General features: G+C 67.3%; 19 protein-coding genes and 1 pseudogene. 15 read left to right on the plus strand and 5 right to left on the minus strand.

Annotated features, from left to right (window positions below; translation table 11 throughout):
* Window positions 1–154 precede the first annotated feature (154 nt).
* Complete coding sequence (locus tag BLU27_RS16950; RefSeq protein ID WP_092654658.1) at window positions 155–1,009, minus strand: helix-turn-helix transcriptional regulator; 855 nt, start codon at window positions 1,007–1,009, stop codon at window positions 155–157.
* A gap of 103 nt (window positions 1,010–1,112) precedes the next feature.
* On the opposite strand from BLU27_RS16950, the gene BLU27_RS16955 reads away from it, so the two are divergent.
* The 3 genes from BLU27_RS16955 to BLU27_RS16965 all read left to right on the plus strand — a co-directional run bounded on the left by BLU27_RS16955 (window position 1,113) and on the right by BLU27_RS16965 (window position 3,556).
* Window positions 1,113–1,820 carry an SDR family NAD(P)-dependent oxidoreductase gene (locus BLU27_RS16955; protein WP_092654659.1) on the plus strand — a complete coding sequence of 236 codons (708 nt, stop codon included), beginning with the start codon at window positions 1,113–1,115 and terminating at the stop codon, window positions 1,818–1,820.
* A 762-nt stretch (window positions 1,821–2,582) separates the two neighbouring features.
* Window positions 2,583–2,855 (plus strand): IS110 family transposase, encoded by a 273-nt coding sequence (locus BLU27_RS16960; protein WP_157728601.1) that lies wholly within the window; start codon window positions 2,583–2,585, stop codon window positions 2,853–2,855.
* Window positions 2,856–2,902: 47 nt separating this feature from the next.
* Entirely contained in the window at window positions 2,903–3,556 is a 654-nt protein-coding gene (locus BLU27_RS16965; protein ID WP_197681468.1) for a phosphatase PAP2 family protein, read from the plus strand.
* Window positions 3,557–3,565: 9 nt separating this feature from the next.
* Here BLU27_RS16965 and BLU27_RS16970 read toward each other — a convergent pair whose 3' ends face one another.
* Window positions 3,566–4,543: a diacylglycerol/lipid kinase family protein gene (locus BLU27_RS16970; RefSeq protein ID WP_092654661.1), complete on the minus strand. Its 978-nt coding sequence runs from the start codon at window positions 4,541–4,543 to the stop codon at window positions 3,566–3,568.
* A 294-nt stretch (window positions 4,544–4,837) separates the two neighbouring features.
* Between BLU27_RS16970 and BLU27_RS30500 the strand changes: the two genes are divergently transcribed.
* From BLU27_RS30500 to BLU27_RS31290, 4 genes are read left to right on the plus strand one after another with little or no spacing between them, the layout of a single operon-like run.
* Window positions 4,838–5,056, plus strand: coding sequence for a ferredoxin (locus tag BLU27_RS30500; RefSeq protein ID WP_092654662.1), 219 nt, complete (start codon window positions 4,838–4,840; stop codon window positions 5,054–5,056).
* Window positions 5,053–6,456 (plus strand): NAD(P)/FAD-dependent oxidoreductase, encoded by a 1,404-nt coding sequence (locus tag BLU27_RS16980; RefSeq protein WP_092654663.1) that lies wholly within the window; start codon window positions 5,053–5,055, stop codon window positions 6,454–6,456. Before BLU27_RS30500 ends, BLU27_RS16980 begins: the two co-directional genes overlap by 4 nt.
* Before the next feature lie 56 nt (window positions 6,457–6,512).
* Window positions 6,513–7,736, plus strand: a complete 1,224-nt coding sequence (locus BLU27_RS16985; protein ID WP_092654664.1) for a cytochrome P450 — start codon at window positions 6,513–6,515, stop codon at window positions 7,734–7,736.
* A 25-nt stretch (window positions 7,737–7,761) separates the two neighbouring features.
* Entirely contained in the window at window positions 7,762–8,271 is a 510-nt protein-coding gene (locus BLU27_RS31290; protein WP_092654665.1) for an alcohol dehydrogenase catalytic domain-containing protein, read from the plus strand.
* 86 nt (window positions 8,272–8,357) lie between these two features.
* Here BLU27_RS31290 and BLU27_RS29580 read toward each other — a convergent pair whose 3' ends face one another.
* Window positions 8,358–8,732, minus strand: a complete 375-nt coding sequence (locus tag BLU27_RS29580) for a hypothetical protein (RefSeq protein WP_092654666.1) — start codon at window positions 8,730–8,732, stop codon at window positions 8,358–8,360.
* A 93-nt stretch (window positions 8,733–8,825) separates the two neighbouring features.
* Between BLU27_RS29580 and BLU27_RS17000 the strand changes: the two genes are divergently transcribed.
* Window positions 8,826–9,365, plus strand: coding sequence for a GNAT family N-acetyltransferase (locus tag BLU27_RS17000; protein WP_092654667.1), 540 nt, complete (start codon window positions 8,826–8,828; stop codon window positions 9,363–9,365).
* 315 nt (window positions 9,366–9,680) lie between these two features.
* On the opposite strand, the gene BLU27_RS17005 is transcribed toward BLU27_RS17000, so the two are convergent.
* Together BLU27_RS17005 and BLU27_RS17010 are read right to left on the minus strand one after the other, a co-directional pair.
* Window positions 9,681–9,992 carry a hypothetical protein gene (locus BLU27_RS17005; protein WP_092654668.1) on the minus strand — a complete coding sequence of 104 codons (312 nt, stop codon included), beginning with the start codon at window positions 9,990–9,992 and terminating at the stop codon, window positions 9,681–9,683.
* Window positions 9,989–11,191 (minus strand): hypothetical protein, encoded by a 1,203-nt coding sequence (locus tag BLU27_RS17010; RefSeq protein WP_092654669.1) that lies wholly within the window; start codon window positions 11,189–11,191, stop codon window positions 9,989–9,991. The genes BLU27_RS17005 and BLU27_RS17010 overlap by 4 nt, the downstream gene beginning before the upstream one ends.
* 504 nt (window positions 11,192–11,695) lie before the next feature.
* On the opposite strand from BLU27_RS17010, the gene BLU27_RS30515 reads away from it, so the two are divergent.
* The 7 genes and pseudogenes from BLU27_RS30515 (at window position 11,696) to BLU27_RS17045 (ending at window position 19,345) form a co-directional block, all read left to right on the plus strand.
* On the plus strand, window positions 11,696–12,196 hold the full coding sequence (locus tag BLU27_RS30515) for a hypothetical protein (protein ID WP_092654670.1): 501 nt from the start codon (window positions 11,696–11,698) through the stop codon (window positions 12,194–12,196).
* Between the two features lie 39 nt (window positions 12,197–12,235).
* Window positions 12,236–12,478, plus strand: a pseudogene (locus BLU27_RS17020) (transposase); the annotation flags it as partial.
* Window positions 12,479–12,952: 474 nt separating this feature from the next.
* Window positions 12,953–14,287 (plus strand): ABC transporter substrate-binding protein, encoded by a 1,335-nt coding sequence (locus BLU27_RS17025; RefSeq protein ID WP_092654671.1) that lies wholly within the window; start codon window positions 12,953–12,955, stop codon window positions 14,285–14,287.
* Window positions 14,288–14,289: 2 nt separating this feature from the next.
* A complete protein-coding gene (locus BLU27_RS17030; protein WP_241827479.1) occupies window positions 14,290–15,228 on the plus strand; it encodes a carbohydrate ABC transporter permease in 939 nt (312 codons plus the stop codon).
* Window positions 15,225–16,097 carry a carbohydrate ABC transporter permease gene (locus BLU27_RS17035; protein ID WP_092654673.1) on the plus strand — a complete coding sequence of 291 codons (873 nt, stop codon included), beginning with the start codon at window positions 15,225–15,227 and terminating at the stop codon, window positions 16,095–16,097. The genes BLU27_RS17030 and BLU27_RS17035 overlap by 4 nt, the downstream gene beginning before the upstream one ends.
* A gap of 23 nt (window positions 16,098–16,120) precedes the next feature.
* Window positions 16,121–16,837, plus strand: coding sequence for a hypothetical protein (locus tag BLU27_RS17040; protein ID WP_092654674.1), 717 nt, complete (start codon window positions 16,121–16,123; stop codon window positions 16,835–16,837).
* Window positions 16,838–16,849: 12 nt separating this feature from the next.
* The gene (locus BLU27_RS17045) at window positions 16,850–19,345 is read left to right on the plus strand and encodes a GH116 family glycosyl-hydrolase (protein ID WP_092654675.1); all 2,496 of its coding nucleotides are present in this window, start codon (window positions 16,850–16,852) and stop codon (window positions 19,343–19,345) included.
* The last annotated feature ends 26 nt before the right edge of the window (window positions 19,346–19,371 follow it).

The following is a 19,371-nucleotide window of genomic DNA, read 5'->3' on the forward strand; positions in this document are numbered from 1 at the left end:
GGGCGTCGTATCGGGGTCCGGCTCGAAGGCGCCACGTGGATGTTCTACGACCTCGACACCCGTGAACCGGCTCAGCCGGGGCCAGATCAGGTGGTCACACGCATGCGTGCGGGTTCGCAGCTCCTCTGGTCGCCCGGGCCTCGTCGCATGCCCATCAGCGTTGGGTGGGTCGTTCGGCCATGTCTTGGGTGCCGAGCACGGTGAGCAGCTCAAGGTGTTCGGCGTCCTCGGTGCCCGGCTGGGCGCTGTAGATCATGATCCGCAGGTCGCTGCCGGCCACGGTGAGCACGTCGCAGTCCAGGGTCACCGGGCCGACCCGCGGATGGTCGATGGTCTTGCGGGCGGCCTCGTGGTGGCCGACGACGCCGGTGTCCCACAGCACGGCAAACCGGGCGCTGCTGGCGCGCAGGTCCGAGATCAGCCGCCGCAACTGCTGGTCGTCGGTGTAGCGGGTTGCGGCCTCGCGGAGGTCGGCGACCAGGGCGACCTCCAGGTCGTGTTTGGCCTCTGGGGTGTAACGGGTCCGGGTGGGGGCGCCGAGGAACTGTCGCCAGACCGCGTTCCGCTCCCGCCCGCGCCAGGCGGAGGGGTCGCCCATCAACGCCCCGTACGCCGGGTTGGCAACCAGCAGCGTCCAGGACGCGTCGAACACCGCCACGGGCGTCCCGGTGTGCCGGTCGAGCAGCCGCTGCACACTCGGGGTGACGTAGGCGGGGACGCTCCGCGAACCCGGCGCGGCGAGCCCGGCCAGCCGGAACAGGTGCCCGCGCTCGGTTCGCGACAGCCGCAAGGCCCGGGCCAGGGCCTCGACGACCTGCGACGACGGGTTGGCCGCCCGTCCCTGCTCCAGCCGGGTGATGTAGTCCACCGAGATCCCGGCCAGCAGGGACAGCTCCTCACGGCGCAGCCCGGGCGCGCGCCGGTGTCCGGCGGCGGGCAGGCCCACGGACTCCGGATTTACCTGGTCACGCCAACGGCGCACCGCCTGCCCGAACTGAGTGGTCGTCATCTCCCCCAGTCTCCCGCACAGCGCCCGCGGGCTGCCTGGCACCGGTGGTCCTAGGAAGATGAGACGACTGGTTGGCAGCGCTCCGCGGCGGCAGCGTGGAGGCATGACGACAACACTGATCACCGGAGGCAACAAGGGCCTCGGCTTTGAGACCGCGCGGCGGCTCATCGCCGCGGGCCACAGCGTCTACATCGGCAGCCGCGATCCCGAGCGCGGCCGCCGCGCCGCCGACCAGCTGGGTGCCCGGCTGGTCACCCTCGACGTCACCGACGAGGAGTCCGTGGCGGCGGCCGCGAAGAACATCGAGGCCGACGGCGGGCTCGACGTGCTGGTCAACAACGCTGGCATCGAAGGACGCACGCCCGACGGGCGCGTCGTCGACGCCGCGGCGACCACCGCCGACCTGATGCGGACCTTGTTCGAGACCAACGCCGTCGGCCTGGTGCGCGTGACGCACGCCTTCCTACCGCTGCTGCAGCACTCGCCGGCCCCGGTGGTGGTCAACGTCAGCAGCGGCCTGGCCTCACTCAGCCACGTCACCACCCCGGGCACCCCGACCTACGCCTTCCCCGGCATCGCCTACCCGGCCTCCAAGGCCGCGGTCAACATGATCACCGTGCAGTACGCCAAGGCGTTCCCGGCGATGCGTATCAACGCCGTCGAGCCCGGCTACACCGCCACCGATCTCAACCACCACACCGGCACCCAGACCGTTGCAGAAGGCGCCCAGATCATCGTCCGCATGGCGCAGGTCGGCGCCGACGGGCCCACCGGCGGCTACTTCGGCGCCGACGGCCCGCTTCCCTGGTAGAGAATCGACCGGCGTGGCTGTCACGAGATCAAGAAATCGACCCATACCCGGCATCTACCAGCTCGCGCGGACTTCTCGACGAATCCGACGTCGAACCACGGAGACGACGCGCCGACTCCGTAACGGATCGGCCAGGGTTCGGCTCTTCGGCGCGTCAAGAGCGCATCCGCGTCGCTCCGTGTTCAATGCCGCGTAGTAAGCCGTTGAGCGTGCTGCGCCGGGTCTGAGGATCCGGGCGCATCTCGCGTCCGCGGCAACATCCAATACCCCAGCTAACGGACCTTGCCTCACCGACAAGCTCGTCATGGCGGCGATCGGGACTCGGGCGTCTGAAGATGCTTGAGAAGATCCGCCGGCCGTGTAACGGTCCGGGGTGTGAGCCGGGGCAGCATCGGATGCCTGCTGAGATAGTCCTGCTGGTCCTTTTCGCTCATCTGACGCAGTACGCACCAGGCCTGAAACCGCTACACAAGCGAGCTGGTCTGTGCAATCGGGGGTGTCCGATTAACGGTGGATCGGGCCCGGCCGGACCCGATCCACCGTTAATCCCAGTGACAGGTTTGATGGGTCCGGCGGGTTCGTTCCACCTGTTTGTTGCCCCGCGGTGGCTACTGTCTGTAGTGCGGCTCGCCGGACCCATCACGACCGGCCGGTGTGGCTTAACGGTGTGGCTTGAGAGGAGCGTGGCATCGCTCCCCGACTGGGATGTGCCCTCCGACCCGTCCGTGCTCCCCGTTTCGGCTGAAGGAGAACACGGCACCCATGGTGATTCTTGGGATCGATGCGCACAAGCGCAACCACACCGTCGTCGCGGTCGACGAACCCGGCCGCCCACTGGCATCCAGGACGATCGGCACCACGACCGCAGACCATCTTCGGGTGCTGTGCTGGGTTGACCAGTTCGGCCCAGACCGGCGGTGGGCGGTGGAAGACTGCCGCCACCTGTCGCGGCGCTTGGAGCGGGACCTGCTCGCCGCGGGCGAAACCATCACCCGTGTGCCGGCGAAGCTGATGGCCCATGTCCGAGACTGTTGATGGGACGTTTTCAACCCGAAGCAACAGTCTGATCGAGAGGTTGCGCCGTGGCGGGACGTACCCATCCGCACCTGCCGGTGGGCGACGCGGCGTCCAAGGACGGCGGAATGTGGCGGAACGCGAAGTCGGCGCTGTCCGGGATGTTACGTGACTTCCACGGTGTGGACCGGGCCGTGTATCAGGCAGTGGCGGACATACCCTCTGCACACCTGGACGGCCCGGTTCGCCGACTGTCGAACGCAGCCAACCACTCGTTCCTGTGGATGGGCATTGCCGGCGCCATGGCCGTGCTTGGTGGCAGCCGGGAACGCGTAGCTGCCGTCGAAGGCACGCTGGCGATCGCGGTGACTTCCGCGATCGTCAATCTCGGGGTGAAACCGCTGGCCGGGAGGGCGCGGCCGATGAGAGGCCCCAACGCCTCGGCGAGCCGGCACGTACAGATGCCGGCCTCCAGGTCGTTCCCGTCCGGCCATGCCGCGTCGGCGTTTGCGTTCGCACACGCGGTCGGCAGACACACGCCGGTACTGGGGGTGCCGATCCACCTGCTGGCCGCAGCGGTGGCCTACTCGCGCGTCCACACCGGAGTGCATTATCCGGGCGATGTGGTGATCGGCGCGGTGGTGGGATCTTCGACCGCGGCGGCAGTGGGAGCGGTATGCGATCGGCTGTGCGGACTGACCAGCCATGCGAGGCATGGGTGATCAGCGTCGTCACTCATCAGGAGAGGTCTCCGGCGCCGGTTTCTCCTGCAACCAACGTGGCTTTCGCGGGAGTGGGAACGGCGCCGATGGCGACATGCCCGGATGTCGAGCGGAGATCCGTACTCGTAGGGCGCCGGGCCGGATCGCGATCGTCACCGGCGACTCCAGGTCTACCGCCTCGCCGTCGACGCCGGCGTGAACGGTATCCGCCGCGATGACGTCGAGACGGGACGCAGTCCACGCCCGCGCGGGCGGGTGGGTGCCGTCTCCGGGCGCATGGAGGACGATGACCCCCAGCCGACCTCCGTCAAGGCGCGGGCGCGTTCCACGGGCGAATGGACGATCCAGCGCGTAGGGATTGTTCGAGACGAGCACGAGGGTGAGCTGACCGGTCTCGCGTCCCGCGTCGTCGATGAGGCGTAGCGATGGTGCTCGTCCACTCGGGCCGAGCACCTTGCCGGCGGTCTCGATGAGCGTGCGCACCTTGGCATCGCGGTAGCCGGGACTGCGGACCGCGTCTCCGTAGATGCCGAGTGAGACGTTGTTGAGGAACATCCGGCCGTTCACGTCGGCAACGTCGACTCGTCGTTCGATGCCGTCGGATGTGAACGCAGCGAGTGCTCCGAGGACATCGTGTCGTCGTACGCCCAGGTCCAAGGCGAAGTGGTTCCGCGTCCCGACCGGGATGCACACGAAGGGAATCCCGTGTGCGGCCGCGACGGAGGCGACTGCCGCCAGCGAACCGTCACCGCCCGCCATCCCGAGGGCGTCCGCGCCGGCCGACACCGCCTCCTGCGCCAGCTCCCGCGGATTCTGGCCGGGGGGCAGGACGACGGCCTCGATGTCGCGTTCGTACGCATGGTCCGCCAGCGCGACACGTACGGCCTTGCCGTCGCCGGACCTCGGGTTGATGAACAGCACAGGATGACGCGGTGCCGCCGAAGGTCGCCAGCCCTCGCGTAAGAACACGCGGCCGATGGTCTTCATGAGGGGTCCGGGCTCGTCAGCTCCCTACGCAGGCGGCAGTTGCTTGTCGATGCTTATGTCCACGATCGCGCACGCTGCATGAATCTCCCGCCTAACTAGGGTCCTCCAGTTCCGAGCACTTGGTCCCAGCGCGGGACGAAGGGCGGCGATCCACGGATGGACGTTCGGCCCCACGGTCCGTTGTCGTGATCCCCTCCTGGCTTCATGACGAGGTGGTGAGCGTGGTGAGTAGGAGCCGGGACCCTGTGGGCTCGGGCGCGAGTGCTCTGGACGCGGACGGAATGGGGGTAAGCCATGCGAGTTGTCGTGGACCTGAACCGATGCCAGGCGTACGCGCAGTGCGTGTTCCTCGCTCCCGAAGTCTTCAGGTTGAGCGGTGACGAGATCGTGACCTACGACCCGAACCCCGACGACACAGGTCGGCTGCAGGTGCGGCGAGCCGCGGCGGCGTGCCCTGTGCAGGCGATCCTGATCGACCGCCTGGACAGGGCGGAGCCGGGTGCGTCGCCATGACCGTTGCGGCATCGGTTGCGGAGCTGGTGCGGGAGTTCAGAAGTACCGGCCGGATCGTCATCGTCGGTGCCTCACTCGCCGGACTTCGCGGTGCTGAAGCGTTGCGCGAGGAGGGCTTCGACGGATCGCTGACCATCATCGGGGATGAGCCCTACGAGCCCTACGACCGCCCTCCGCTGTCGAAACAGGTACTGAAGGGCTGGGTGCAGGCCGACCACACGAAGCTCCCGCGCACACGGGAGGTGGACGCGCATTGGCGGCTCGGTGTGGCGGCGACCGGGTTGGACCGGACCACCAGGACGGTGCACCTGGCAAACGGTGAGCAGGTTCAGTACGACCGCCTGCTGATCGCAACTGGCACCCGGGCGCGGCCGTGGCCGAACCCAGCCGAGGCCGGCCTGGAAGGGGTGTACAAGCTCCGTACCAGCGAAGACGCGGCGAATCTCCAGCGGGCCTTGGCGTCGCAGCCCGCACGCGTCCTGATCATCGGAGGCGGGTTCATCGGCTCGGAGATGGCCTCGGTGTGCCGGGAACTCGGACTTGCGGTGACAGTTGCCGAACGGGGCCCGGCACCGCTGGTGGGCGCCCTGGGCGGAGTGATCGGAGAGATCGCGGCGCAGATGCAGCGCGACCATGGCGTGGACCTTCGGTGCGGGGTGGGCGTCTCCTCACTGGAAGGCGACGAGAGCGGGCACGTGAGGCGGGCTCATCTGTCCGACGGGAGCACCGTCGACGCGGACGTGGTGGTCGCCTCGCTGGGGTCGATCCGAAACGTGGAATGGTTGGAGGGCTCCGGGCTGGCAGCCGGGTTCTGGGGCGTCGGCTGCGATGCGGGCGGTCGCGCCTTCGACATCAACGGCGTGGTGACCGACAGCGTCTACGTGGCCGGGGACGTCGCCCGGGCCCCACACGTGCTGTATGAGTACCAGTTTCTCGCCATGGAGCACTGGGACAACGCTGTCCTCGGTGCCGAGGCCGCGGCTCACAACATGGTCAACTTCGAGCCCGGCTATCGCCCGCACCTGCTGCTGCCCAGCTTCTGGTCAGGTCAGTTCGGCGTCAACGTCAAGTCGGTCGGGGTGCCGCCCTTCGGCGACGAGATCGCCTTTACTCAGGGGTCTGTGGGAACGCGCCGCTTCGCCGCCGCCTACGGCCGGCGGGGCCGCATCGTGGCGGCGGTCACCTTCAACCAGGGCAGGTGGCTGGAGTACTACGCGCAGCTGATTCAGGAGTCTGCACCGTTCCCGCCTCCGCCACCGGGCTGGGACTCGTCAGAGGACGCGAAGCCGATGCCGGCCGAGTTCCCCGAACCAGGCGTACCGACCGCGATCCCCGATGTCGTCCTGACCGGCCACGACCCGAGCGAGCGAACGGCCGAGTTCCGTCCACGAGGGGGCTGACCAACGGAACCTGACCAAACGACAGACCGAACAGCGCAGAGAAAGGAGGGAGCCTCATGGTCGAGGAAACCCCGTGGCAGCAGTCCCTCCGCTACGTCAACCGGCCCAATCCGTACCCGTTCTACGAAGAACTCCGCAACACCCCGGTGTCGCGACAGCCGGACGGGTCCTATGTCGTCAGCACCTATCGAGAGATCGTCCAGCTGTTGCACGACCCCCGAGTCACCTCCGATCCCAGGAAACGTCCCCCGGAGTACCAGTTCGTCAACCCGTTCGATGGAATGATCATCGCCGAGGACCCGCCCGAACACGACGTGGGCCGTCGGCGGATGATGCGCCACTTCGGCCCACCCGTCTGCCCGCACATGATCGCCGACCTGGAGCCCGAGATCAGCCGCATCACCGGCGAGCTGCTGGACAAGATGATCGGCAAGACCCGGATCGACCTCGTCGAGGAGTTCGCGTTCCCGCTGCCCGTGACCATGATCTGCAAGGTCCTGGGCGTTCCGGCAGAGTCGATCCCTCGGTTCCACGGCTGGATCGAGAATGCCCTGGATGGGGTCGACTTCGGCCCGGAGGCAACCGATCCGGAGCAGCTGCGCCGCGCGGAGAAGGGCGTCGCCGAGGTTGCCGCCTTACGTGAGTTCATGACGGCCCTGCTGGACCAGTACGCCAAGCAGCCCGGCCCCGGCATGCTCTCGGCGATGGTCCACGAGAAGGACCCCGAAGAGCGCATGGCCCATGGCGAGCTGGTCAGGAACGCGATGCTCATGCTCTTCGCCGGGCATGAGACTTCGGTCAACCTGATCTCCCACAGCGTCCTCACCATGCTGCGCCACTCCCAGGTGCATGACCAGCTGCGCCGTCGACCGGAGTTGGTGGTGCCTGCGGTGGAGGAGTTCCTACGCCTGGAGTCCTCGGTCCAGATCTGGCACACCCGGGCAGCGCTCGGCGATATCGACCTCGCGGACACCACGATCCCGAAGGGCTCACCGATCTTCCTCGCCTACGGGTCGGCGAACCGCGACCCCGAGCGGTTCGTGAACCCCGACCACCCGCATCTCGAGCGCCCGGACAACGAGCATGTCGGTTTCAGCCAGGGCATCCACTACTGCTTCGGTGCCCCACTCGCCCGGCTGGAGGTACAGGTCGCCCTGAGGGAGTTCGTCCGCCGGGTGGAGAACCCGCGGGTCGTCGAGGACCCGCCGCCGTACCGCCGCAACCAGATCTTCCGCGGTCCGTACCACCTACTACTCGACATCGACGGGATCCGCGACTGAGTCCGCTTCCGCAAGAGGATCTGCGATGCGAGCCTTTCAGCTGGTCGAATGGCAAAAGCCTCCTGAGCTGCGGGAGGTCCCGGTGCCGAGACCTGGGCCAGGCGACGTCCTGGTGAAGGTCGCGGGTGCTGGCGCCTGCCACTCCGACCTGCACATGATGCATGCGGCCGGACCCGCCCCCGGAAACCAAACCAGACTGCCCTTCACGCTCGGCCACGAGAATGCCGGGTGGGTGGAAACGCTCGGGCCGGGCGTCGCCGGTTTCGTGCCCGGCGATCCGGTGATCGTGTACGGGCCCTGGGGATGCGGGCTGTGCCTCAATTGCAGGCACGAGCCCCGTGGTGAGCACTGGCAGACGTCGTTTCGCACCCCGTCCGGCACCACGCGCTCGGCTGAGGCTCATGTAGTGGACGCGGCACGGCCACGCACCCTGCCTCGAGCGGTCACCTCGACCGGCGAGCGTGTTGCCCTGTGCGAGTCGCGGTCGTCGCTGAGTCGTTCCACCCGCAGGTCAACGGGGTTGCGAACTCCGTAGGTCACCTGGTGGACCATCTTGTCGCGCGCGACATCAGGCGCTGGTCGTCGCGCCCGGTCCGGGTGCGGAGCCGGTGTTGCTGGTCATCAGTCGTGCCGACTCGACCCGGTCTGACCGGCGAGTTCGGTCGTGCACTGAGCCCAGGTCACAGGTTGCCCCCAGAAACCGGCCAGCGTGTCGAGGAAGTCATGCTTGCGTCGCTGGTCGCCGTCATAGGTGTCGACGCCTTCGAGCAGCACTGAGGCCGAGTAGCCGCGCAGTCTGATCTCGGTCAGGGCCGCCAGCACGCACACCTCCAGTACAAGCCCCATGATCACGACCGGTCCGCTGCGGTCCGGCGGACCGATCGTTGTGTCCAGCCAGGTCGCGAAGCCGGCTGGGTCGGGCCGTGCGGGTCCCGGGATGGCCTCGGCGCGTCCGCCGCCGTCTCGCACCCAGGTCGGCGCGATGGATGCCTTCACCCACGTGCCTGCACTGGACGCGATCCGGTCCCGGCGGGCCTGATAGGACGGTATTTCAAGATCCGACTGTTTCGACCGATCCGAAAGGCGTTCATGAGCGACACCGTTTTCTTGCGCACGGCGGGGCCTGGGGATGCCTCGGCCCTCGTAGCCGTTATTGGTGCCGCCTTCGAGCAGTACCGTGGCCAGCTGGTCCCCGAGTCGGGCGCCTTCCGTGAGACGACCGGCACGATCGGCCGCGAGCTCGCGGCCGGGACCGGCGCCATCATCGCCGAGCAGGGCGAAGATGCACTTGGTTGCGTAATGCTCAAGCCGGTCGACGGCGATCTCTACTTCGGGCGCCTGGCAGTGACCCCATCGGCACGTGGTCGCGGTATCGCCCGGCGCTTGGTCAAGGCCGTTGAGGACGAAGCGATCCGGCGAGGGCTGGCGGGTGTCAGGTTGGGCGTCCGCATCGCGCTGACCGAAAACCAGCGACTGTTCACGTCGTTGGGCTTTGTCGAAACGTCACGCGAAGCTCACCCCGGCTTCGATCACCCAACCTCAATCAACATGCGGAAGGCCTTGTCGGCTGACCGTATCGACCACCATGCACCTCACCCCACTCAACCGGTGCGCCCGGAGCCGCTCTGAGGCCGTCGCGGTCCTCCTCGACCCCCTACCCGCTGCCGGTAGCAGGCGGACCCCTCTGACTCTGACATCGGCGCTCCGCGAACGAGCCGACGGCGCCTCTGTGACGCCGAGGCGGCGTGAAGTCGTGGTGACGACGTTTGCCAGAGGCATCGCTCGAAGGTCACACGGCAAGCTGGAATCAAGGTCAGGTGATGGCAGGCGGCACCCATCGTCGCGGACGAACTCGCCGCCGTACGCAACGAGCCCACCCCGCACAAGGCGGGATGATCGCTGACCGAGCTGACCAGGGTTGTGATCGACCTCGGCCAATACTCGTCAGCGGTCCAGCTCAGGGTCGTAGGAGCAGAAGGTCCGCGGCGAGGACAGCTGCACGTACCGGCCGGCCTGGGTGGTGGTAAGCAGGTTCCACGTCTCGCGGCCGGTCTGGTCCAGCCGCGTCAGTGGGTCGGGATCCTCGGGCGAACCCGTGAACGAGAACGTCGCACGCGGCGATCGCCTCGCACATCTCTTCGCCCACGACATCGCGCCGTGGTGCGTGCGGACCTCGTGCCGGACGCCCAGTGCCGGCCGCAGCAGGAGGTGCAGGATCTCTGGTACCTCGATCAGCAGCAAGTGCGTCCGGGTCACCGCGCTGCGCCCGTGCCGCCGGCGGCGGTGACCCCGAGCGGCAGCCTGATTCCGGTGTCGGGAACGGCGTCCGCCGGTTGGTACCGGATGGCCAGCGCGGGCGTCCTGCGGCGTACCCCGCCGTCGTGCCGGGAGTGCATGGCGGCGTCGAGAATGCCGGTGGTGAGCAGGGTGCGCTCGATGGGATACGGCGGCACGCCGGACAACAGCATGGACTCGATCTGGCGGTCGAGGAAGATGAAGTGTCCGTGCGGGTCACCCTGCAGCCACATCTGGCAGGACATCTCCTGGTCCGGCCCACGACAGGCGGCGCCGAAGTTGCGGATCACCTCGTCGAAGTGGACCGCGGCCGCACGGAGCCCGTCGGCGTACTCCACGAGAAAGACGTCACTGACGCTGCGCCGCGCCTGCTCCTCCTGCTCGGGAGTCAGGTCGAACCTCGCCAGCGCGCGGGTCAGCAGGTCGGGGTCGACGGTGCCGTTCCTGCAGGCCTCCACCGCCGCCGGCCCGGACAGCGTTTGTACGGCCGACACGCCGGACTCGCCGCCGGCCCGGCGCTCCACATGGCACTGCAGGCCCTCGAGGGTATGGAAGCCGTACCCCTCTGTCCCTCCGTACCCCAGCGCTACCGCCCCTGTCATCGGTGCGCCGAGGGGCCACTGCGTACCACTCGGGATGCGCCACGCGAGCGGTATCGTCGACCCGGCCAGCAGCGGGATTCCCAATCGACGACCGGTGTCGACCATCGCCTGCGCATCCGGGAACGACCAGGCCAGGTGCTTGTCGGTGAAGACGGGCACGGTACGCCCGGCTCCCACCATCGTGGACACCGCCGAGTCGAACAGCCGCCGACGCGGGTAGAGCGTCTGGCCGAACTCGTTGCGCTCGTAGTCGCCGTGCTCGCCGATGATGACGACCCCGTCGACGTTGACACCGGGCCTCCCGCAGCCGATCGCCTCGGCGACGGTGGGGTAGCGGGTGACCTTGTTCCGATCGGCGATCTGCACGCCGATGTCCGGGCGGAACTCCTTCCTCACGTGGCCGCCGAGCTGCTCGAGGTACATCGAGACGACCTCGACGCGGGGGATGACGTGCTCGCCTCCCCACTGGTAGCCCTCCATCAGCCGCGTCCCGAGCACGTCGGCGTGCGAGGCTGCGAAATAGGTCGTCGCGATCAGCGCGACAGTCGGCCGTGCCATCTCAACCCTCCGCCCAAATCGGCGAGCTCCAGGCCCAGTGGCTGTTGGCTTGGCGTACCCGAAACGTGTACCAGTCGCTGGTCATGGACTCGTCCTCGATCTCGACCGTGGCGCCGCGGCCTGTGTCGGCGACCGCGCGGGAGAGCCTATACGCGGGGAAGACGAGCCCAGCCACGCAACCGCAGCGTCCGCCCGGAACTCGCCGACCGCGATAGGCGACCTCTTCCCCTTGATCGTCGCCACGACCCGGCATGCCCCCTCCGTTCCCCGGCGAACCCGACCACGATCGGGTTTCCGGTGACCGCGTACACCTGCCGGGACCGGATCGCGTCCAGTGCAGGCGGTGGAGGGTGCAGCGCGCCCCGTAGCGCCGCTGCAGTGCCGGATCGAGCACACGGGCGAGCTCGTCGTCGAGGTGATCGATGGCTTCTTGATGTACCTGCGGGTTGGTGGCCTGCATCCAGCGCCGAGGGGGTGAGGTCGGCGCGGAGTCCGACGAGCGAAGTGCCGGTCGCCGCGGGCGACTCCGCCGTTCCAGTCGACGATTCCGCTGATCTGCCCTGCCTGGTCGAAGAGCACGTTGAGCGGGGGGCAGTCGGGATGCACAAGATCGTCACCGGTGAGTTCGTCCGGTCCGTCGCGGCCGGCTTCGCGGATCCGGTCGAGCATCCGCCGGGTCCTGGTGTCGTAGTCGACGAGGAGGTCATGCCGCGGGTACTCGAGGGAGCCGCGCTGCAGCCACAGTTGCTGTGCGGGTACATCGGGACGGGCGGCGAGCGCGTGGGCGAAGTGTTCGTTCATGGCCAGCATGCCTCGACGACGGCGGCGTTGGCGACCTTCGGTGGGGTTGCCGGGAAGGCCTTCCTGCAGGACCAGCATCTTCCAGTAGCCGTCGTCGAGAGGGATCGGTTCCTGTCGTGGAACCCGGTAGGCCCCTCCTGCGCAGGGATTCCAGCACTTCGGCGGTCTGCTGCATCCGCTCCAGTGGCGCATTGGTCCTGGTGATCACGCCTTCGTGGCTGTCGGGCCAGCGCACGTAGCAGGCTCGACCGCGAGGTCCCTGCCGACCTTGAGGTTCACGTGGTGCTGGACAACGCCTCCACCCACAAGACCCCGGCGATCAAACGCTGGTTCGCCGCACACCCCAGGTTCGCCCTGCACTTCACCCCGACCAGCAGCTCCTGGCTCAACCTGGTCGAACGCTGGTTCGGCGAACTGAGACCCGCCGACCAGATCCTCGACTCCATCGCACGCTACTGCACACGCATTAACGACTCACGACACTAGGGGGCCGGTCGCACTGGCAGACTGCGATTCGCACCCCGTCCCGCACCCCAAGTGTCTCGGCGCCACCTCGACGCGATGACTCGAGACCCGCCGCTAAAGGACGATGAGCCGGCCGGCGTGCAGCCTGCACCTTTCGGGGTGCGCTTCCCACCACGCGAGGGGACTGTCTCTATCCGCCGATCTGCCTGTGGCAGCTGTCCTGAGCTTGCAGCCCTCCTGGTAGCGCCGCACCAGTTCCACCGCGGAACGCATCCCGGGTAACACCGCTGGACAGCGGCTGATCCCAACGTTGCCGTCTTCTCGTCGTCGACAGTCGTCCTGACAGGACGCTTCCAGAGCTCCTCCTACGCTGATTTCTTGGCATTTGATTTCGGAGCTGGCCACTGATGGCCGACCCCGGCCGCATCATTGACAGCTCAGTCCGACGAACCTAGCTTCTCGGGAAATCGATTACTCGGTGCGAGGAGACTGGTAATGAATCGACTTCCTCCCCCTCCCGGCCGACCGAGCTATTCTCGGCGCAAATTCCTCGGCCGTGTTGGTGGTGCCGCCCTCGTGCCGGCGTTCGGTTCGGTCCTGGCCGGCTGCGGTGGGGAGGGCGATACCGGGCCGGGAGGTGCCACCTCCGGCACGGTTACCTTCGTCTATTACGGCGATGCGGAGTCGCAGAAGGCCTACGACAAGCTCTTCACAAAGTTCCGCGCGAAGTATCCGGACATCACCCTGAAGGCTCAGGGCATCGCCGCAGACTCGTGGGCCGGCTTCGCCAACACGGTGGCCACGCGGCTAGCCGGTGGCCAGTCGCTCGACGTGGTACAGATCGCGACCGAGGGTCAGCGGATCTTCGCCTCGAAACAGCTACTTGAGCCGCTGGATCCTTATATCAATAAGGACAAGGCGGCAGTAGACGCCTACTACGCCGACACGCCGCCCAACCTGCGGAAGTGGCTGAAGGAGTACGCCTCACCCGACGGCAAGACCTATTTCATGCCGGGCGGGTACAACACAATGGCGATGTATCTGAACACCGAACTCTTCGGCAAGGCCGGGCTGGACATCCCTCAGGCATGGACCTGGGAGGAGTTCCGGGCGGCCGGCAAGACTATCAAGGAGAAGACCGGCGCATTCCTCACCGTGGCCGGGTCGGGCTACTTCACCGACGTGATGACCTGGCTGACCAACAATGACACCTCGACGCTCAGCGCGGATTGGAAGACCGCGCAGTACGACTCGCCCGCCGCGGTCGAGGCGCTGACGTTCGCCCGGTCGCTGGTCGTCGACGGCCTGGCTCCCAAACCTGGCGGCAACCTCGAGGCACCAACGCTAATGGCTCAGGGCAAGCTGGCCACGTTCGGCGGCGGACGGTGGCCGACCAATGACCTTCGCCGGGTCAAGTTCGTAGACAAAGTGAGGCTGGTCCGCTGGCCGAAGAACGCCGGCGTTGGTTCCCCGGTCGGTTGGGACGCTTGGCCGATCTTGAAGCAGTCGAAGAACAAGGACGCGGCCTGGACCCTGATCAAGTACCTGATCTCGGAGCAGTTCGGCGACGCAATCACCATCGGCGGCGGTGGCGCCGTTCCGGCCCGGATCTCCGACGCGACCGGTGCGGAGTTCCTCAAGGACGCGCCGCAGAACACCGAGTTGCTGGTCGAGCTGCTTAAGGACGCGACGCCGATCCCGGGGCCGGATCGCGGCGCGGAGTGTCAGAAGGTGATCGAGGAGGCCTGGCTGCAGGGGATCAGCGGCACCAAGGAACCGCGGGCTGCACTGACCGAGGCCAACAAGAAGCTGCAGGACCTGTTGAAATGACCGTGGCAACCGACGTCGCGGTGCGCGATCGCCACGATACCGGGCGAGCAGGCCGCCCGGCCGGGAGCGGCCGGGCGAACCCATTGGCGGGCTGGCTCTTCCTGTCCCCGTCCCTGCTGCTGTTCGCCGTGTTCATCCTCGGCCCCTTCATGGTCGGGCTCGGCATGTCGCTGTTCTCCTACGACCTCCTGACCCCGCCGAAGTTCGTTGGCCTGGACAATTTCCGCCGGGTTGTAGAGGACGGCCTTCTGCTGCACTCGCTGCGCAACACCTTCGTCTTCGCGTTCGCCTCCATGGTCACCCACCTCGCCGGCGGTCTGCTCCTCGCGATCGCGGTCAACCGCGGCATCAACAAGGTGCTTTCCTACTTCGTCCGGACGGCGGTGTTCTTCCCCTTCCTGATTTCCTGGGCGGCAGTCGCGCTGCTGTGGAAGTACGTGCTCGACCCGACGTTCGGCATCTTCAGCTACTACCTCAAGGAGCTGAGTATCGATCCGCCGGGCTGGTTCACCGATCCGGCCTGGGCGCTGCCGTCGATCATCGGTATCGACTTCTGGCACACCATCGGCTACACGTTCCTGATCATGCTGGCCGGGCTGCAGACGGTGCCGTCGGAGATGGTCGAGGCGGCCCGCTGCGATGGGGCGAACCGATTCCAGACGTTCTTCCACATCACCTTGCCGATGATGTCGCCGACCATGTTCTTCGCCTCGGTGATCACCTTCATTGGCGCGTTCCAGATCTTCGACCCGATCCAGATCATCACCCGCGGCGGGCCCAATGATTCCACTATCTCCGTGGTCATGTACCTGTACCAGACGACCTTCCAGGCATTCCAGGTCGGCTATGGGTCGACCATCGCACTGGCCGTGTTCGTGGTGATCATGGGGGTCACGCTGCTCCAGTTCTGGGGCTCGCGGAAGTGGGTGCACAACGCATGAGCACGACCGAACCGCACCTCTCACGGGCCCGCTACCACCGGCGGCGTCCGGTCCGGGCCGGCCGGCTGCTGATCAGTGTGGTCCTGGGGGTGATCGGTGTGCTGATGGTGGCGCCACTGGTCTGGATGATCTCCACGAGCCTGACCGAGCCGGCCGAGGCTTTCCAGCTGCCGCCGCGGTGGCTGCCGGTCCCGTTCAGCCTCCAGAGCTTCACAGACATGGCTGGCCTGATGCCGATCGGCCGAATGGCGCTGAACAGCCTGATCGTTGCCGTGATCAGCGTGGCCGGTTCGCTGCTCACCGCCTCGCTGGCCGCGTACTCGTTCTCCCGGATCGAGTTCCGCGGCCGCAACCAGGTGTTCCTGCTGTTGCTCAGCGCGCTGATGGTGCCGGGTCAGCTGACGATCATTCCGATCTTCATCCTGATGCGTCGGCTGGAGCTGGTCGACACCCTGGCGGCGCTGTGGCTGCCAGCGTTGATCAACGTGTTCGCGATCTTCTTCCTGCGCCAGTACTTCAACACGATCCCGCGAGAGCTGGACGAGGCCGCCCGGATCGACGGCGCCGGGCACCTGCGGATCCTGTTCCAGATCATGATTCCGCTGGCAGGCCCGGCGCTTTCGGCGCTGGCCATCCTGGGATTCGAGTCCTCCTGGAACAACTACTTCGGCCCGCTGATCTTCCTCTCCACACCGGAGAAGATGACGTTGCCCATCGGTCTGGTCACCCTCTCGGCTGGGCAGGGCGGCGGGCCGGCCGGCGTGGTCTTCGCCGGGATCACGATCGTCGTAGTGCCGACGCTGATTGTCTTCATCGCGTTCCAGCGCGCATTCATCGAAAGCGTCGCCTCGGTCGGGATCCGCGGATGACCATGGAATCGCGGGGATGGCCAGTGCTGGACGACGCACCCAGACGGCATCCGGATCCGCTCCGCCGGGCCGCCATGCTGCTGTGGCCTAACCTGCCGGTGCTGCTCGCGGGCTCCGGCCTGGCGGTGCTGCCGCTCGGCCTGGCCCGTGTGCTGGCACCGGTGCTCGGGATTGTCGGTACGACGATGCTTAGCGTCGCCTTCCTGCTCGCCGTGGCGCCACTGCTGCAGACCGCGATGGTGCTGCTGGCCGGTGATCACCGAGGCATCGGCGACCTGGCTCGCGGGCTCAATCGGGACCTCAGAGCGGCCCTGCCGATGGTCGCGCTGCCGGCAGGGGCAGCTGTGCTGACCGTTGCGGCGGTCGAGACCTGGACGGTCTACGGGCAACTCTGGGCGGTCGGTTCGGCGGCCGCCTGCGCAGCGGTGACCGTGATCGCGACGGCGATCATGATCGTCGCGCTGCCGTATCGGCTGCATGCTGATCAGCTACCTGGGGGCTGCCCGGCCCGGGAGGCCTGGCTGGTCGGCCTGTACGCGGCCACCCGGCGTCCGGTGCCGGTGCTCGGCACGCTTTGCGCGGTCGGCCTGTTCGGCTCGGTCCTACCGTTGGTCAGCCTGGCGCTCGGCTTCCTCGGACTCGGCCCGCTCGCGCTGCTTTGGGCTGCGGCTGCCACCGCCACCCTCGACCACGGCCGGGCCCTCCTCGACCGCCTCACCAATTCATCCCAAGTAGTTTGAGACAGGACGACCATGACTGCTGCTGACTGGCCGGTGCTCCGCTCCTACGACGCCGCTCACTTGGACCGCATCGCGCTGCCGCTCGGTGGCATCGGCACCGGCACGATCTGCCTTGGCGGCCGGGGCGACCTGCGCGACTTCGAACTCGGCAACCGTCCCGCCAAAGGGTTCCGACCCGACGTGATGTTCGTCGCTGTCCGGGCTGCCACCGGGAACGGCCACGTGGAGACGCTAGTGGTCGAGGGACCGCTGCCAGTCGAGGAGTACGAGGGCGCGTTCGGCTCGCCGGCACCCAACCACGGTCTGCCCCGCTTCGCCGAGTGCGGGTTCGATACGGCCTACCCGTTCGGCCAGGTCCGGTTGCGCGACAAAGCGTTCCCGCTCGAGGTCACAGTGCAGGGCTTCAACCCGCTGGTGTTCGGCGACACCGCGATCAGCAGCCTTCCCGTGGCAGTGTTGCGCTACCGGCTGCACAACCGAGGTGACGAACCGGTGCACACCACCATCGCCATGTCGATGAGCAACCTCGTGGGAGCTAACGGGACCGCGGACGAGACCGGCCACAACCAGAACACCAAGCGTGAATCCGGGGCACTACACGGCATCACAATGACGGCTCAAGCCCTGCCTGACGACGCAGAGGCCGCAGGCGAGCTGACGATGGCGATGATCGCGCCCTCCGACGCCAATGTCAGCCACCGCACACGGTGGGCAGACCTGAGCTGGGGCGGCTCGCTACTGGACTTCTGGGACGACCTGACCGACGACGGCGTGCTGGGGGAGCGGGAGTCGCAGATCGAGCGTCCGGTGGCGTCGTTGGCCGCGATGCTGGACGTGCCCGGCGGGGGGACGGCCGATGTCACGTACCTGCTCACCTGGAACTTCCCGAACCGCCGCGCCTGGAGCGGTTCCGGAACGCACCTGGGCGAGTACGGCGACACCGTGATCGGCAACGCCTACTCCGTCGCTCATCGGGATTCGTGGGCGACCGCCGTCTTGGTGGCCGAGCGGCTCCCCGAGCTCGAAGGCGTGACGCTTGACGCGATTCGCGCAGTGGTCGACACCGACGCGCCGGTGACATTGCGGGAGGCGGCTCTGTTCAATCTCAGCACGTTGCGCAGCCCGACGGTGTTCCAGTCCGCTGCCGGGGACTACTACGGCTGGGAGGGTGTCGGCGACCGGGCCGGCAGCTGCCACGGCACGTGCACTCACGTGTGGGGATATGAATTCGCGACGTCGCTGCTGTTCGCGCCCGTCGCGCGGTCGTTTCGGACCACACAGTACGCGCGTTGCACCGACGAGTCGGGCCTGATGAGCTTCCGCGCGGGCCTGCCGGTGGAGGACTCACGGGTTTGGCGACTGGCTGCAGCGGACGGCCAGATGGCGTGTCTGGTCCACCTCTACCTCGACTGGAAGCTGAGCGGAGACCGCGACCTGCTTCGTTCGTTGTGGCCGGCAGCACGCCGAAGCCTGGAGTTCTGCTGGATACCCGGCGGTTGGGACGCCGACCAAGACGGCGTCATGGAAGGCGTCCAGCACAACACCATGGACGTGGAGTACTACGGGCCGAATCCTCAAATGGGGTCGTGGTACCTTGCGGCGCTGCGAGCGGCGGAGGAGATGGCCCATGCCGTCGGGGAATCCGACTTCGCCGAGCGCTGCCACGCGTTGTTCGAGAACGGCTCGGCCTGGCTGGACGGGAACCTCTTCAACGGCGACTTCTACCGGCACGAGGTGCGCCCGGTCGCAGACGCCGACAAGATCGCCGAAGGCCTTCGGCACCACAGTATGGGGTCTGCCAACACCGTCGACCCGGACCTGCAGCTGGCTGACGGATGCCTGGTCGACCAGCTCGTGGGTCAGTACGCCGCGACGCTGACCGGCCTCGGAGCACTCCTGGACGACGAGCACGTTCGCTCGGCGCTGCTCGCCGTCCACAAGCGGAACTTCCGCCGCGGGTTCGCACACCACTTCAACCCCATGCGCAGCTTCGTCCTCGCAGACGAGGCGGCTGTGTTGATGTGCACCTACGACGACGACAAGCGTCCGGTGCGACCGTTCCCGTACTTCGGTGAGGTGATGACAGGATTCGAGTACACCTTGGCCAGCGGCCTCCTGCAGGTTGGCGAAACCGACCGGGCCATGGAGATCATCGACGCGATCCGGTCGCGGTACGACGGACGCAGGCGTAACCCGTTCGACGAGGCTGAATGCGGGCACCACTATGCGCGGGCCATGGCCAGTTGGTCAGCGTTCACGACCTGGAACGCCATCAGCTACTCCGGCGTCAACCAGGTCCTGACGGTGGGGGAGCGGCGCGCATACGGGCCGGCGTTCTGGTCGACAGGTTCGGCCTTCGGCACCTGGGAGCCGAGCACCAGCGACGGACCAGGCCGGCTGCGGGTGACAGGAGGCGACCTGCCCTTGAAGGCGCTGGAGGTCGCCGGCCGTACGTACCAACCGCCCAAGGCGGTGCTGCGCGCTGGGGAGGTTTGGAAGGTCACCTGAGCAAGGTCGGGTGGACCAGTATGGAC

The sequence above is a fragment of the Actinopolymorpha singaporensis genome, from assembly GCF_900104745.1.
In the GTDB taxonomy this organism is placed as follows: domain Bacteria; phylum Actinomycetota; class Actinomycetes; order Propionibacteriales; family Actinopolymorphaceae; genus Actinopolymorpha; species Actinopolymorpha singaporensis.

What these genes read in the sequence shown, in the direction of transcription:
- BLU27_RS16950 (WP_092654658.1), bottom strand. Translation starts at nt 1,009, where the DNA reads ATGACGACCACTCAGTTCGGGCAGGCGGTGCGCCGTTGGCGTGACCAG.
- BLU27_RS16955 (WP_092654659.1), top strand. Translation starts at nt 1,113, where the DNA reads ATGACGACAACACTGATCACCGGAGGCAACAAGGGCCTCGGCTTTGAG.
- BLU27_RS16960 (WP_157728601.1), top strand. Translation starts at nt 2,583, where the DNA reads ATGGTGATTCTTGGGATCGATGCGCACAAGCGCAACCACACCGTCGTC.
- BLU27_RS16970 (WP_092654661.1), bottom strand. Translation starts at nt 4,543, where the DNA reads ATGAAGACCATCGGCCGCGTGTTCTTACGCGAGGGCTGGCGACCTTCG.
- BLU27_RS30500 (WP_092654662.1), top strand. Translation starts at nt 4,838, where the DNA reads ATGCGAGTTGTCGTGGACCTGAACCGATGCCAGGCGTACGCGCAGTGC.
- BLU27_RS16980 (WP_092654663.1), top strand. Translation starts at nt 5,053, where the DNA reads ATGACCGTTGCGGCATCGGTTGCGGAGCTGGTGCGGGAGTTCAGAAGT.
- BLU27_RS16985 (WP_092654664.1), top strand. Translation starts at nt 6,513, where the DNA reads ATGGTCGAGGAAACCCCGTGGCAGCAGTCCCTCCGCTACGTCAACCGG.
- BLU27_RS31290 (WP_092654665.1), top strand. Translation starts at nt 7,762, where the DNA reads ATGCGAGCCTTTCAGCTGGTCGAATGGCAAAAGCCTCCTGAGCTGCGG.
- BLU27_RS17000 (WP_092654667.1), top strand. Translation starts at nt 8,826, where the DNA reads ATGAGCGACACCGTTTTCTTGCGCACGGCGGGGCCTGGGGATGCCTCG.
- BLU27_RS17010 (WP_092654669.1), bottom strand. Translation starts at nt 11,191, where the DNA reads ATGGCACGGCCGACTGTCGCGCTGATCGCGACGACCTATTTCGCAGCC.
- BLU27_RS17025 (WP_092654671.1), top strand. Translation starts at nt 12,953, where the DNA reads ATGAATCGACTTCCTCCCCCTCCCGGCCGACCGAGCTATTCTCGGCGC.
- BLU27_RS17035 (WP_092654673.1), top strand. Translation starts at nt 15,225, where the DNA reads ATGAGCACGACCGAACCGCACCTCTCACGGGCCCGCTACCACCGGCGG.
- BLU27_RS17045 (WP_092654675.1), top strand. Translation starts at nt 16,850, where the DNA reads ATGACTGCTGCTGACTGGCCGGTGCTCCGCTCCTACGACGCCGCTCAC.